Source organism: Glutamicibacter sp. BW77, assembly GCF_002332285.1.
In the GTDB taxonomy this organism is placed as follows: Bacteria; Actinomycetota; Actinomycetes; order Actinomycetales; family Micrococcaceae; genus Glutamicibacter; species Glutamicibacter bergerei.
Window position 1 is genome coordinate 34,613 of sequence record NZ_NRGT01000006.1, and the last position, 13,845, is coordinate 48,457.

At 53.5% G+C, this 13,845-nt stretch carries 16 protein-coding genes; 5 read left to right on the forward strand and 11 right to left on the reverse strand.

The window, feature by feature from the left end; translation table 11 throughout:
* Window positions 1-2 precede the first annotated feature (2 nt).
* From CIK74_RS00315 to CIK74_RS00325, 3 genes are all read right to left on the reverse strand, one after another.
* Complete coding sequence (locus CIK74_RS00315) at window positions 3-752, reverse strand: ABC transporter ATP-binding protein (RefSeq protein WP_096253712.1); 750 nt, start codon at window positions 750-752, stop codon at window positions 3-5.
* 124 nt (window positions 753-876) lie between these two features.
* Window positions 877-1,809: a cation diffusion facilitator family transporter gene (locus tag CIK74_RS00320; RefSeq protein ID WP_096253713.1), complete on the reverse strand. Its 933-nt coding sequence runs from the start codon at window positions 1,807-1,809 to the stop codon at window positions 877-879.
* Between the two features lie 2 nt (window positions 1,810-1,811).
* Window positions 1,812-2,171, reverse strand: a complete 360-nt coding sequence (locus tag CIK74_RS00325) for a metalloregulator ArsR/SmtB family transcription factor (RefSeq protein WP_229677003.1) — start codon at window positions 2,169-2,171, stop codon at window positions 1,812-1,814.
* 94 nt (window positions 2,172-2,265) lie between these two features.
* On the opposite strand from CIK74_RS00325, the gene CIK74_RS00330 reads away from it, so the two are divergent.
* Both CIK74_RS00330 and CIK74_RS00335 read left to right on the forward strand, forming a co-directional pair.
* A complete protein-coding gene (locus CIK74_RS00330; RefSeq protein WP_096253714.1) occupies window positions 2,266-2,862 on the forward strand; it encodes a DNA-3-methyladenine glycosylase I in 597 nt (198 codons plus the stop codon).
* Complete coding sequence (locus CIK74_RS00335) at window positions 2,863-3,708, forward strand: hypothetical protein (protein ID WP_096253715.1); 846 nt, start codon at window positions 2,863-2,865, stop codon at window positions 3,706-3,708. It abuts the gene before it with no gap.
* Window positions 3,709-4,020: 312 nt separating this feature from the next.
* Here the strand turns inward: CIK74_RS00335 and CIK74_RS00340 are convergent, their stop codons facing one another.
* The 3 genes from CIK74_RS00340 to CIK74_RS00350 all read right to left on the reverse strand — a co-directional run bounded on the left by CIK74_RS00340 (window position 4,021) and on the right by CIK74_RS00350 (window position 6,485).
* On the reverse strand, window positions 4,021-4,872 hold the full coding sequence (locus tag CIK74_RS00340) for a siderophore-interacting protein (protein ID WP_096253716.1): 852 nt from the start codon (window positions 4,870-4,872) through the stop codon (window positions 4,021-4,023).
* Window positions 4,873-4,935: 63 nt separating this feature from the next.
* Window positions 4,936-5,403 (reverse strand): acyl-CoA thioesterase, encoded by a 468-nt coding sequence (locus CIK74_RS00345; RefSeq protein WP_096253717.1) that lies wholly within the window; start codon window positions 5,401-5,403, stop codon window positions 4,936-4,938.
* Window positions 5,403-6,485: a phosphatase domain-containing protein gene (locus tag CIK74_RS00350; protein ID WP_096253718.1), complete on the reverse strand. Its 1,083-nt coding sequence runs from the start codon at window positions 6,483-6,485 to the stop codon at window positions 5,403-5,405. The genes CIK74_RS00345 and CIK74_RS00350 overlap by 1 nt, the downstream gene beginning before the upstream one ends.
* A 95-nt stretch (window positions 6,486-6,580) precedes the next feature.
* On the opposite strand from CIK74_RS00350, the gene CIK74_RS00355 reads away from it, so the two are divergent.
* Window positions 6,581-7,012, forward strand: coding sequence for a pyridoxamine 5'-phosphate oxidase family protein (locus CIK74_RS00355; protein ID WP_096253719.1), 432 nt, complete (start codon window positions 6,581-6,583; stop codon window positions 7,010-7,012).
* Between the two features lie 74 nt (window positions 7,013-7,086).
* On the opposite strand, the gene CIK74_RS00360 is transcribed toward CIK74_RS00355, so the two are convergent.
* The 5 genes from CIK74_RS00360 to CIK74_RS00380 form a co-directional block, all read right to left on the reverse strand.
* Window positions 7,087-7,953, reverse strand: a complete 867-nt coding sequence (locus tag CIK74_RS00360; RefSeq protein WP_096253720.1) for a 3-hydroxyacyl-CoA dehydrogenase family protein — start codon at window positions 7,951-7,953, stop codon at window positions 7,087-7,089.
* Between the two features lie 12 nt (window positions 7,954-7,965).
* Window positions 7,966-9,420 carry an aldehyde dehydrogenase family protein gene (locus CIK74_RS00365; protein WP_096253721.1) on the reverse strand — a complete coding sequence of 485 codons (1,455 nt, stop codon included), beginning with the start codon at window positions 9,418-9,420 and terminating at the stop codon, window positions 7,966-7,968.
* Window positions 9,421-9,450: 30 nt separating this feature from the next.
* Entirely contained in the window at window positions 9,451-10,635 is a 1,185-nt protein-coding gene (locus tag CIK74_RS00370) for an acyl-CoA dehydrogenase family protein (RefSeq protein WP_096253722.1), read from the reverse strand.
* A 13-nt stretch (window positions 10,636-10,648) separates the two neighbouring features.
* Window positions 10,649-11,794, reverse strand: coding sequence for a CoA transferase (locus CIK74_RS00375; protein ID WP_096253723.1), 1,146 nt, complete (start codon window positions 11,792-11,794; stop codon window positions 10,649-10,651).
* A gap of 99 nt (window positions 11,795-11,893) precedes the next feature.
* Complete coding sequence (locus CIK74_RS00380) at window positions 11,894-12,613, reverse strand: GntR family transcriptional regulator (RefSeq protein ID WP_096253724.1); 720 nt, start codon at window positions 12,611-12,613, stop codon at window positions 11,894-11,896.
* Between the two features lie 75 nt (window positions 12,614-12,688).
* Here CIK74_RS00380 and CIK74_RS00385 point away from each other — a divergent pair, with 75 nt between their 5' ends.
* Together CIK74_RS00385 and CIK74_RS00390 are read left to right on the forward strand one after the other, a co-directional pair.
* A complete protein-coding gene (locus CIK74_RS00385; protein WP_096253725.1) occupies window positions 12,689-13,564 on the forward strand; it encodes an inositol monophosphatase family protein in 876 nt (291 codons plus the stop codon).
* A 61-nt stretch (window positions 13,565-13,625) separates the two neighbouring features.
* A complete protein-coding gene (locus tag CIK74_RS00390) occupies window positions 13,626-13,838 on the forward strand; it encodes a hypothetical protein (RefSeq protein ID WP_096253726.1) in 213 nt (70 codons plus the stop codon).
* The last annotated feature ends 7 nt before the right edge of the window (window positions 13,839-13,845 follow it).

Genomic DNA, 13,845 nt, shown 5'->3' on the forward strand with positions numbered 1-13,845 from the left:
TCCTACTCCGCTAGGGAGGCGAGTGCCTCGGTGACGCTGGCGACGGTGGGATTTTCTAGAGAACCGACGAGGGTTCCATCCTTCATAAGCAACACGGTGTCAGCGTAGGATGCTGCTGCCGGGTCGTGGGTCACCATAATGATGGTTTGTCCCATTTCACGGGTCGAGGTGCGCATCAAGGAGAGCACTTCCGCGCCGGTGCGGGAATCCAGATTTCCGGTAGGTTCATCGCCAAAGACTACCTCTGGGCGAGTGAGCAGGGCTCGGGCCACCGCTACACGTTGTTGCTGACCACCGGAAAGCTCATGTGGTTTGTGTGTGAGACGGTCGCGTAAGCCCAGCGCATCGATGACCACATTGAACCATGAACGATCGTGCTTTTTGCCGGCTAGCGACAATGGAAGCAGGATGTTGTCTTTGGCATTAAGCGTGGGAACCAAGTTGAAGGACTGAAAGACGAAGCCGATCTGTTCACGGCGCATGGTGGTTAACTGATCATCATTTAGCTCGGTGAGGTTCTTGCCACCAATGATGATTTCTCCAGCATCGGCGTTGTCCAAGCCTGCCAGGCAATGCATCAAGGTCGATTTACCGGAGCCGGAGGGCCCCATGATGGCAGTAAAGCGTGAGCGAGCAAATGCCACGTCAACTCCGCGTAGTGCCTCTACTCGGGTGCTGTCGTGCCCATAGGTTTTAGTAAGTCCTCGCGCTTGAACTGCGTAGTCGGTTACTTGGTGCGTTTCTGATGTCATGACTCAATTATATAAATCTCCTAGCCAATTCAGGATCGGCCAGAAGGTCTGTATCTTCGGTAGGCAAATCATACCCAGGGATGAGAACGCATGGTCTTAACTCAACATCTAGCATTTACAGCCGCTAGCATTGCGAGTGATACGACGAGTCTCGGTGGCTTTTCGGTTCAATTTGGAAAGTTGAATGCTCAATACTTACCTCAAAATGGTCGGCAACACATTGCTGCAGATCGCGAAGTAGTTGGCCCGTGGCGCCGGCGGTAAACATTCGGTCTTCGGCAACGATGTGCGCGGTCAGTACCGGCAGGTTTGACGCAATCTGGCTAGCATGGAGATCGTGGACCGCGATCACTCCGCCCTGTTGTTCCAAGTGCGCCCGAACAGCTTCCAGATCCAACCCTCGCGGAGTCGATTCAAGCAAAATATGTGTGGTCTCGCCCAGTAGTTTAACCGCTCGTGGCACGATCAATGCTGCGATGACGATCGCGGCGACCGAGTCGGCACTCGTCCAGCCAGTGAAATGGATTACTAGCGCGGCAATGATGACCGCAACCGACCCCAAAGCATCATTGAGTACTTCAAGAAACGCTGCACGCATATTCAGGTTTGCTTCGCGTCCACCGGAGATAATCCACATGGCAATGAGGTTTCCAACCAGGCCGATGATGCCGAAGATGAGCAGCCCTTCAGCGTGTACTTGTGTCGGTATAAAGAGCCGGCGCACCGCGTCGACTGCTGCGTAGATTCCGACAGCAAGTAACAGCGCAGACTGCACGGTCGCGGAGAGCACCTCGGCTCGGCGGAACCCCCAAGTGCGTTTGAGCGTTGGTTTTCGCAAGACAAGGTTAGCCGCGGTCAAGGCGAGTAATAGTCCGAATGAATCAGTCAGCATGTGCGCCGCATCAACAAGCAATGCCAACGAATTTGTCAGCAACGCGCCGACCACCTCGGCGACCAGAATGGTTGCAGTAATGACGAATGCCCAGGTAAGCCTGGTGCGGTTCACCGTCGAGTGGTCATGACTATGCCCGTGCCCAGACCCGTGATCGTGTGCCATGGTTAGACCTCCTCTGGCTGATTCGGGTGCTCTTCATGCCAATGATGTTCACTGCCGGTGACGCTTGCCAATGCCACCGCTTGGGTGAGGAGCAAAGAAAGTTGTGTGCTTTCCGTTCGTGAATAAAGGCTGGCCCTGCCTTGAGTGCGTACGGAGACTAAATCGCTTTCGCGCAGGCAGGCTAAATGTGCGCTGACGGTGCTTTGGGCCAGCCCCAGGTGTTCGGTGAGCTCTTTGACTTTGTGCTCGCCAGTTTTAAGGTGTTCCAGGATGAGCAGCCGAGTAGGGTCGGCCAGCGCATGAAATAGCGCGGCCATTTTTTTGCGCTGTGTTGCCTGATCTGCTGCATCGTCAACTGACATTATCATCGCCATCTGACGATGATATCCCAGAAGCTCGCCTTTAGCGATTAATGTGACGCCATCTCATACAGCCCGAAAGTGGCAAGATGAAAGGATGAGTGAAGATCTAGTCATTGGCGTAGATGGTCTCGCGCGCCCATTTTGGGCTTCGACCAATGCGATGCTCCGCGATTATTACGACTCCGAGTGGGGTATGCCAGTCACCGGAGAACAGGCGCTCTTCGAACGCCTTTGCTTAGAAGGTTTCCAATCGGGCTTGTCTTGGTCGACAATTCTGGCCAAACGAGAAAATTTTCGCGCCGCTTTCTGCGACTTCGACCCGCAACTGGTTGCCGGGTTTACCGAGCATGATTATCAGCGACTCATGAGCAATCCTGGCATCGTGCGAAATAAACTCAAGATCCGCGCCACCATCAACAACGCCCAGGCAACACTCGATTTACGCAAGTCTGGCGGCTTGTCCGAATTCATCTGGTCTTTCAAACCCGATTCCACCCCCGAGCCGACGACCTATACCGAAATCCCGACTCAGAGCATTGAGTCAAAAGCGCTAGCTAACGCATTAAAAAAGCGTGGATTTAAGTTTGTTGGTCCCACAACCATGTTCGCCCTCATGGAAGCAGTGGGCATAGTCGACACGCATCTAGTCGGTTCGCATCGGCGTGGGTCCTCTGGAATATGGACGGCATAGATGATTTTCACGTTGCCGGTATCAGGGGTACTGGATATCGCGCATACGCTCTCGGTTCTCAAGGTGCATTCGTTGGCAAATCAAGAGATATTAGATTTTCGTGAGGCGACCATCAAACGGGTGCTACGACTTGGCCGTGAATGCTACGCAACTAAGCTATGGTTCAGCGCCACCGAGATAACCCTTGAGACTCAGGCCCCGCAGAGGTTACAAACTGAGCTCGTAAAAATTATCAATAGTTGGTTGGGGCTAGAGCAGGCCCAACAGCAAGACTACGCGAAACTGGAAACTCTCGACGCACTGAAGCCTGCGGCGCAACGGTTCCCGCACCTACGACTCATCGGCTACCCAGATCTTTTTGAGGCTTTGATGACTACTGTCCTAGGGCAGCAAATATCAACAAGCGCAGCCCGCACCTTGGCAACTCGTTATGTCCAAGAAATCGGTCAACTTCACGAATGCGGTCTTCACGTATTTCCTGATGCACTTAGCACCTCCGAACATACGGCCGAAGAACTGCAACAAATAATCCGCTGCCCATTATCGCGCGCACAAACCGTACAACGTGTTGCTCATTGGTATGTCCACACTGGGCAATACTTGGCCGCGAACCAGGAGAATTTTCTCGACGATTTACAGACGCTGAAAGGCGTCGGCCCTTGGACACGTGATTACGTGGCGTTACGCGGGCTGAGGCAGAATTCCATCTTTCTCCGGACGGATCTAGTGGTAAAACGGTCATTGACCGCGCTAGGGGTCAAGCACAACGACACACTTCAAATCCCCGATGGTGCCGGATCACTAGCCACCGTTTTACTTTGGGCTCTGGATGCAAAGAAAAACTGAGACATGCCTCGAAGAACGTTCTCGGCATGTCTCAGTTTTGGGTTCGTCTGAATGAGCAATTCAGGCGCTCCACATTATTCGCTTTTTCGGTGTATTTGGTACCGCCACGGTGAGCAGTCCGTGCTAGTAATTCCAAACGACCGATGCAAGCTTTTTGTTCGCCTTCTTCGACCACACACGAAGAAGGCGTTGATCTCAGCTTACCTGATAGAGACCCAATAAGGTCAAGGTGTAGTCGCCTAATTTATCAAATTAATCTTTAGGCTTACCTAATCACGTAAGGTCTTCACTTCCACCAGTCGCGTCATGCGTTTATTTAGAAGCCTGCGGCTCGTCAAAAATCTGTCCGACCGGCGATCGCTTTTCTGCTTGGAAAGCATCCTCGGCGCGACCATAGGCCCAGTACGCCGACAATGACATGTCTCGCCTGTCCACGCCACGTTCATCATAAAAGTAGGAACGCAAGGCTTTCACCACTTCTCGCTCACCGTGCGCAAACACCTGCACTCGCCCTGCAGGCCAAGGAAACTGGCGTACTTCAGGCTCTAAGATCGATGATTCTGGAGTGAATTCAGCGCCACGATGAATCCAACGAATTCCCACGCCGCTTGGCGCCGAGAGTTCAATTTCGTCCCCCGCATCCGCAACTTCTATAAGCACCTGTCCAACCATGCCTTCTTCCATGGCCTCAAGAGATGCCGCAATAGCGGGGATTGCCGTTTCATCGCCAGCAAACAAGTGAAAATCGAAGTCGCTTTGCGGTGCGAACATACCGCCTGGCCCCGAGAAGCAGACCGAATCGCCAATCTGGGCATCGCGAGCCCAAGGTCCCGCCAAACCATCACTTCCATGCACCACAAAGTCAACCTCTATGGTGCGTGATTCGGCATCCGAACGGCGTACCGTGTAAGTTCTTCGCACCGGAAGGTCATCACCCGGCAAGCGTTCACGCAGCGCATCCAAGTCATAGGGAGGCGTTAAGCCAAGCTCTGGCTTCGCCAAAAGTATCTTGATATAACGGTCAGTTGCCGACTTATCAACAAAATTTTCATATCCAGGACCACCAAAGGTGAGACGCACTAGATGATCAGAAATTTGTTGACGCTTAACAACCTGCAAAACTACCTGTGGACGCACTGGGCGCCCACCTTCTGGTCGTGCCACAAAACCACTCCCCCATCGAATAAGGCTAGATACATCTATCCTATTTGATTAGTCGTTGAATGTTTACCGCACAAATGTCGAAACGCCTTCCATCGTGGCCAGCGAACTCCGCTCGTCGCTACTGAGCCTCTGCACTCGACCGGCCACGGGATCGAAGTAGGCAAGCGTCGTTAGCGCCTTAACGCAGACGTGATCACTCACCGGATCTCGAAATTCGTAACAGATATCGAAGCTTGTAGGTTTGATATTAGCTACCCACAAATCAACGTTGACCGGAACATTTCGGTATTCTAAGGGTTTGGAATACCGCACCCGGTGCTCCACTACAAGAATCTGCACGCCGCCGGGAACCGCGGAAAAAATATTTACCTTCGGCATAACGCCCGGTGCGCCGGTGCCCCCTGGCACCCCAAATCCAGCGATCCTCGCTTCCTCCATAAGCCTGATCAAATTTACGTTGTTGACATGGCCATATGCATCCATGTCACCCCAACGCATGGGTATCTCTACACGCAAAACAGAACCGGTCATCAGTTCGCCTCCGGCATGCGTTCTTCAGGGCTTATCAATTTGTACTCAGATAGCTGTTCAAGAATTTGCGATCCATCTGGTTCATAGGTCCAGCGAATACCAGGCGTGGTGCGTCGTAGATCCGTCGAACGGCCACCTGCAAGCACTGCTTCTGAAGGGGTCAGCTGACGAATGACAATGGTGCGCACATGCTCCGGATAGCGACGCGCAAACTCAGCATAGATTGTCGGATCATGCTGCCCATCATCACCGATGAGCATCCACTCGATGTTGGGAAATTCTTCGGCGAGCCTACGCAATTGATCAACTTTATGTTGCATACCACTACGGAACCACGCTCGATCGGTAGGTCCCCAGTCCGTTAACAGTAATGGTCCTCGCGGATAAAGATTGCGCGATATGAATCTCTCTAAAGTCTGCGCGACATTCCACGCACCGGTGGACAGATAAATCGTGGGACTCGTAGGATGCTCAGCCAGCACACGTTGCATCATTACCGCCATGCCAGGTGTCGCAACGCGGGCATGTTCGGAAAGAACAAATGAATTCCATGCCGCGAGGAGAGGTCTAGGCAATGCGGTGACCACAACGGTGTCGTCAACGTCGCTAATAATGCCAAAGCGCTGTTTCTCGTCGATCACAAGAACCTGCGCGGTCGCCGATTGCCCATTGTGCGCGATCAGTTCAATATCGTTCCACCCAACCGGCAGATCGACCGCGAGCTTAACGTCGAGGACCCCACCACGATCTGCGTGAACTTCGAAGTGTTGGCCGGCAGCTAATACCGTGACCTTACCGAAAGGTAGTACCGCGGAAGTGAAGTTTCGAAAACCACGGATACCATCTTCGACAACTTTGGCTTTATGCTTTCCACCTTCAAAGGCGCCGGGTTTAGCCATTACGACTCGTGCCAGGACACGCACCCATCCACCGTTTGTAGAGGCGTAGCCATATCCGTTATAGGGAAGGATTACTGGGTCTAGACCCTTGTCTATGGCTCGGCGTGCCCGAAATTGCAGGAACTGATCTTCAATACGCGACGCTACGTGGCGCGCGACCCCATCATTTGCAGCATGGCTCATATTCCTAGTCTTTCACGTTCAACGGCTTCGGTAAGCCTCAAAACAAAAGCCACTACCCTCTTGCCTTTTTCTACATAACGTAGAAAACTTAGGTTATGAGATTCGAACACGAAACCGGTGCACCCGTATTGGTGCTCAACGATGAACAGTCTTGGGAACTACTCACGCATACAGCACATGGCCGAGTAGCCACCACTGTTGCAGGGATGATCGATATCGTCCCCGTAAATTACGCGGTTCATAAGGGAAATATCTATCTTCGAACCGCGCCAGGCAATAAGCTCGCCTCGATGGTGGTTAATTCTTCCATCGCGTTGGAGGCGGATGGAATCTTATCTGATGAGGCTTGGTCCGTAGTAGTCCATGGGACCGCGGAAATCCTAGAACACGAAGCCGATATCAATGAGGCGCGTGAAAGTGGCGTCACCCCGTGGGCTCAGACGGTCAAAGATTTCTGGATCAGAGTTACCGTCGACTCGATTTCGGGACGACACTTTATTCTGGGCGAACAACCAGAAATGATCTAGCGTCTCACTAAATACACGCAAGTGATGGTTGTGATGGCCGCCCTAGGCATCGGGCATCACAACCAGTACGAACGCTATTTCTCTTGGTCGTAGAGGTAGAATCCTTGACCGCTCTTACGTCCGAGCTTTCCCTCGCCGACCTTTTCGGTGATCATCGGATGCGGTTGATCGCTCGGCTCACCAGTTTCCGCGTAGGTTGCCTGCGCGATGAAATCAATAACGTCCAAACCCACCAGGTCCATCAGTTCAAAGGGGCCCATAGGATGACCTAGTGCGGTACGAGCTGTGGTATCAATATCTTCGATGCTCGCTACCCCTTTCGATGCCAGGTCCAGGGCTTCTTGCTGAATAGCGCCCATCATACGGTTCGCGATAAACCCTGGAACCTCTTTATTCACCAGCACCGGTTCCTTGCCTAATGCTCGTGCCACCTCTGTGACCGTAGCAATCGTCGCGTCGCTAGTCTGCGCATTTCGCACAATCTCCACGCACTTCATCACCAGAGCCGGATTGAAGAAGTGCATGTTGCAAACTTGGGCCGCCCGACCACTAGCTTCAGCCACATGGGATGATGCCAAGGTCGACGAATTCGTTGCAAGAATTGCGTGGGCTGGTGCATGCTCGCCCAACTCGGCGAAGATGGCGCGCTTGATATCCAGCCGTTCGGTGGCAGCCTCGATCACGAGATCCGACCGAGCCGCACTGGTAGCTAATTCGGTGGATTGGGTCAGTCGAGATAGGGCCAGTTCAACGTCTTCAGCGCGCAACTTACCCTTTGAGATTCTCCCAGCCGCCCAATTTTCCAATTCGGTGCGAGCCGCTCGCAAGGCCGTGTCGGAGATATCCTGCAAGATTGTGCTGAAGCCGCTCAGGGCACAGCTCATGGCAATCTGACGTCCCATGGTGCCGGCGCCAATGACAAGAATATTGTTGATACTCAACGTTCCTTCTTCCTAACCTCGTAAATAAACTGTCGTGGTGTGAGTATAGAACTCTCTCGCCGCTGCTCCTTGCTCTTTCGGACCATAGGCCGAAGCTTTGGCGCCACCAAACGGTACATGCGGATCGGCTCCGGCAGACTCCGAGTTCACATGGAGAATGCCGACATCCAGGCGTTGCTGCGCATCGATAGCCGTAGCTAAATCTCGGGTGAACAAGGCTAGGCTCAACCCAAATTCTGAGTCCTCGGCAGCGGCAAATGCTTCTTCGCTTCCCGAGACTCGCAATAAGGTGAGTACCGGGGCGAAAAATTCTTCGCGCCATGCCGTGTTTTCTCGGCCTCGGACATCATTGCTGATACCCAGAATTGTGGGCGCGATATACGTTGCACACTTCGGGGCGAGACCTTCAAAAATGACCTCGGCGCCTTCAGACTTCGCCTTCTTAATCCCGTTCCGGACGGCGTTGGCTGATCTAATATCAACGACGGGGCCCATGTGTACTGCTGGGTCCAGCGGGTCACCGGTAACCCATTGGGACAATCGTAGGATGAGTTTTCTCAGAAATTCATCGGCAATAGACTCATCGAGGATGAGCCTGCTGGTGGCGGTGCATTTTTGTCCGCTGGATCGAAAAGCGCCGAACAGCACCTGTTCGCTGGCAAGGTCCAGATCCGCATCGGCAAGCACTACCGAGGCATTTTTACCGCCCATTTCTGCTTGCACCGGTATCCCTCGAGCAGCTCCCAGTGCACAAAGTTTGCGTCCAACACCTGTAGACCCAGTGAACGACAAGCCTGCTAGCTGCGGCTGATCCATGATTGAGTCCCCCAGCGAGCCAGGACCGATGATCAGATTAAGCACTCCCTCCGGCAGGCCCGCATGTTCGAATGCCTGAACCAACCGCGTCGCCAACAATGGGACGAGACTTGCAGGTTTGAACACGACGGTGTTTCCAAAAATCAGTGCCGGTGCAATTTTCCATGCGGGGATAGCTATCGGGAAGTTGAACGGGGTTACGATACCCACCACCCCTAAAGGCTTATGGGACACCAGGATCTGTTCTCCCACCCGGGGAGAGTGGAAGGTACTTCCGCTGGTTCGTTCAGACTCCGCTGCGTAATAGGACAGTATTTGTCCTGACCTACGTACCTCGCCTATCCCTTCGGGCAGAGTCTTGCCCTCTTCTGTAGCCAGCTCGGCTCCAAATTGCTCCGCGTGCTCATTAAGGTAAGCCGAGGCTCTAAGGAGATATCCTGCGCGTTCGGCCATTGGCGTGGAGGACCAGCTAGCTCTGGCACCCTCAGCTGCTATGAAAGCCTCGGTGACCTGTGCGGTATCTGCGGCTTTTCCGGAGGCCACACGAATCTCTGGGTCGACTGCACTGGTCGAAACGAGCTCGTCGGCATTGCCGGGGATCCAGTGGCCATTTATGAATTGGTGGAGAGTTGCTGCGGTCTGCTGTGTCATATTTTTTGGCTTTTCTTGTACAGAAGATCTTTAGCGGAAGGCCGGAATGCCGGTAAGCTTATTACCCAGTATCAGCGTGTGCACTTCATCGGTTCCTTCGTAGGTACGCACGGATTCTAGGTTGTTGGCATGACGCAATGGCGAGTAGTCCAAGGTAATGCCGTTACCGCCCAAAATCGTTCGAGCTTCTCGACAGATTGCGATGGCCTCACGGCAGTTATTGAGTTTGCCCACGGAAATCTGATGCAGATCTAGAGCTCCGGCATCCTTCTGACGTCCAATATGAAGAGCCAGCAGGAAGCCCTTGTTAATCTCCAAAGCCATATCAACCAGCTTCTGCTGTGTCATTTGGTAGCCAGCCAGCGGCTTATCAAACTGCAATCGTTCTTGCGAATATTTCAACGCTACTTCAAAGGAGTCACGTGCAGCGCCCATAGCACCCCAGATAATTCCGTAGCGAGCTTCATTTAAACAAGAGAATGGGCCTTTAAGTCCGACCACGTTGGGAAGCACTGCGGTTGCTGGCAGACGAACGTCGGTCATTTCAATTTCACACTGGACAGAGGCACGCATTGAAAGTTTAGGTTCAATGGGCGTGGCCTTGAAACCAGCAGTCTTGGTAGGCACCACAAATCCGCGGATACCTTCGTCGGTCTGTGCCCAAATTACCGCCACCTGGGCAACATTGGCTAGGCCGATCCAACGCTTCAGGCCATTTAGTACCCAATCATCCCCATCCCGGCGGGCGAACGTTGTCATGCTAGAAGGGTCCGAACCCGCGGTCGGCTCGGTCAAACCAAAACAGCCAATCGCTTGGCCCGCTGCCATCTGTGGCAACCATTCTTGTTTTTGCTCCTCCGAACCGTGCTTGTAAATGGCGCTCATGGCCAGTGATCCTTGGACCGAGACGAAGGTGCGCAGTCCGGAATCTCCGGCTTCCAATTCGGCACCAGCTAGACCATATTCAACGGCTGGACGTCCTGCACAGCCGTAGCCGTCAAGGTGCATTCCAAGCAGGCCTAGCTTCGCCATCTCCGGTACGATTTCCAAGGGGAAAATGGCATTTTCATACCAGTTGGCAATATTCGGCTTGATGCTTTCATTAACAAATGAGCGCACGTTGTTTCGTAAGGCGAGTTCTTCACCGCTGAGTAACGCATCAAAGTTGATCAGATCGGCTGGGTCTAGGGCAGCGGTCGATAGTGAATCATTCATGGAATTATCTCCTTTAGAGTTTGGCGGTGCCAAGAAAAGTCTGCTGGTGTTCGCCTAAGGCAGGGGGCACAAGACGGTATTCTGCTTTACTTCGCGAGAGGTTAATCGGGCTTGCCACCTGCGTTGAACGCCGTCCGGTAGCTGAGTCCTCGATACTCACCAAAGGTTCCAGCCCGAGCGTTACCGCGAGCTCTAAGGCTTCTGCGACAGAGTTGACCTTGCCTGCTGGAACTCCAGCCTGCATTAGGCGACTTGTCCAGCGGATGGCGCTGTCTTGAACCGTGATTTCTTCAATGAGCTCCTTGAGCTCTCGTCGATGTTTTACACGCTCCAGGTTTTCAACAAAACGTTTGTCACTGGCAAGCTCAGGCACCCCTAGTTCTGAAACCAGAGCCGAGAATTGGCGGTTATTTCCGACAGCGATCACCATCACTCCGTCCGCTGTTGCGAAGGTTTCATACGGCGCGATACTCGGATGTGCATTGCCCAAGCGTGGCGGCGACTCACCAGTCGCTACGGTACTGCTGGCTTGATTCGTGAGTCCTGCCAGCATGGATGTCATCAGCGAAATATCTACCTTTTGCCCTAGGCCGCTTTGCTCGCGTTCGCGCAGGGCAAGCAGGATTCCGGTTGTCGCATTCTGGGCGGCAAGCACATCAACCAAAGCCACACCTACTTTGCTCGGTGTCCCCTCGGGTTCTCCGGTGATGCTCATCAGTCCTCCGACAGCCTGAACCAGAAGATCAAACCCAGGAAGGCTGGCACCTGCCCGGTCACCGAATCCGGAAATCGAGCAATACACTAGGCGGGGGTTCGTTTCCTTGACAGATTCGTAGTCAAGTCCGAATTGGGTGAGCACACCGGGACGAAAGTTTTGTACGAGCACATCTGCGTCGTCAATAATCTTGCGTAGTTCGTGCAGTTCGTCGGAGTTCTTGAAGTCGACGATAATTGCCTGCTTATTACGATTCACCGCCGAGTAGTACGTGCTCACACCATCGCTGGTGACAGGCGGCAACCACCCGCGTGTTTCATCTCCCGCGCGACTTTCAATTTTCAGCACCTCGGCCCCGAAGTCGCCCAGCGTCATGGTAGATAACGGACCGGCAAGGATCCGTGACAGGTCTACGACCTTAACTCCTTGCATTGGTTGAGCCATGAGCCACCTACGATCTAATCCCAAAATGAACAGTTACATGTTGCATGCAACTGTATGGCAATTAGTTCCAGTGTTCAATAGCACGGGGAATAATCGAGGCTAAAAGATGAGCTCTTCCAACCGAGACAGGTACTGCTCATCATTCAGCCCTGGCGTGCGCGCGCACACCGCTCGCACGAGCATCTGCGCGGTGCGCAAAACGTGATTTTGCATGGCGATCTGCGCACCGGATGGATCGCGTTTCAGGATTGCGTTCATGAGCTCATCGCGGTCACCGGCTAGATCTTGGCTCGTTCGGGCCTGTGGAATCGTGACCTGCCCATGGGCCAACACCAAATTGCGCAGTTCCCCGACAATGCCGTCAAGTTTCGCGTTACGCGCCAGCCCGAGTAAGTAAAGATGGAACTTTTTATCCGCCTCTAAGGTGGCACGCCCGTCCCCGGTCTGCCCCACCAAGATCATTTCGTGGTGCAGTTCGCGTAAAATCTCAAGATCAGCCTCGCTGGCGTTGAGTACCGCACGGGCCGCGGCCGGGGGCTCCACAACCAAACGAAGTTGGAATACCTCGACAATGTCGTCCAAGGAAATCTGATTCACGCGCACACCACGATTTTTCGCGACGGTCACAATGCCTTCCTTTTCGAGCAACTGCAACGCTTCGCGTACCGGAGTACGCGAAACTCCGAGCTTCTCAGAAATAGCAATCGCCGAGTAATGATTGCCCGGCGTCATTTCACCGGACACAATCGCCGCGCGAATCTTCGTAGTGACTTGATCCGTCAATGACTCTTTGGGCAAAATCGGTTGCATGCTACTCATACTGGAAGTCTAACTGTTCGGTCTTCAATAACCCCACAAACAAACCGGTGACCGCGCACCGAGTAGGGTTAAACCGTGACTTCACACAAAATAGCTTCAATGCCGGAACTGGCTGAGACTCTTCGACTCACGGCGCTGAACGCCGCACTGCAGGCGGCGCCCGCAATACAAGGTGCATTTCGCAACAAAATCACCTTCGAAGAGAAAACTAACAGTCATGATCTAGTCACCGCCGTGGACAAGCAAAGCCAGGAGATCATCACCAACTCGCTGCGTACCGCTTTTCCGGGCTCTTGGGTTCTTGGTGAAGAAAATATCGACATGGATTCGGGAACACCGGCGGCCGCTCAAGTGCAGTGGATCGTTGATCCGATCGATGGGACCAGCAACTTCGTACACGGCATCGCGTTTTTCTGCGTCTCTATCGCTGCGGCCATCGACAATCAGTTGGTTGCCGCGGTGATTGTCGACCCGATCTCTGGAGATCAATTTAGCGCTAACTCCGAGGCTGCATACCTCAACAACCAGCGCCTTACCCCGAGCCAACGTCCCGAGCAGGCACGCGCAAATCTGATGACCGACTACCCGGGCGCAGAATCCCTGTTTAAGGATGGACCGCTGGCTTTGGAAGTATTCGGAGCATGGATTCAAGACTTTGCCACGGTACGTCGCAAAGTGTCGGCCGCGCTGGGGCTCGCGCATGTGGCGGCTGGATGGTGTGACGCTAGTATCGGTTTTGATACCAAACCGTGGGACATCGCAGCCGGAGCACACCTAATTCGGATGGCTGGAGGGACTTATCAAGGTTTGACTTTCGGTAAACAGGTAGCTGCCGATCACTTCTGCGATGGGTTCATCGCCCAAGGCCCCGGAGCTAATTACGAATCATTAAACAATGCGGCGTTGCGAGTACATCAGCTGCGCACTCAGACGCGCTCCAATCAAATCTGACAATATCGAACTATTTGCCAAAGCAGGGTAATTCCGCTGGCTTCGGTCGTACCATGAGGGCATGACACCACATATCCAAAGGACTGCACATTCCGCCGTGCAGCATCATGGTGGCGGAGGGGTGATCTTCGGAGGTATTGGGGCAATATTGCTCTTCACGGCCTTCGCAGTGATGTTGGCGATTCAGTCTCTGGACTGGGAGCCACTGCTCATCGGTATAAGCATGGGCGTCTCCACATTGCTATTCGGAGTGGTTTACCACTTCACGCATTAGCTCAGAC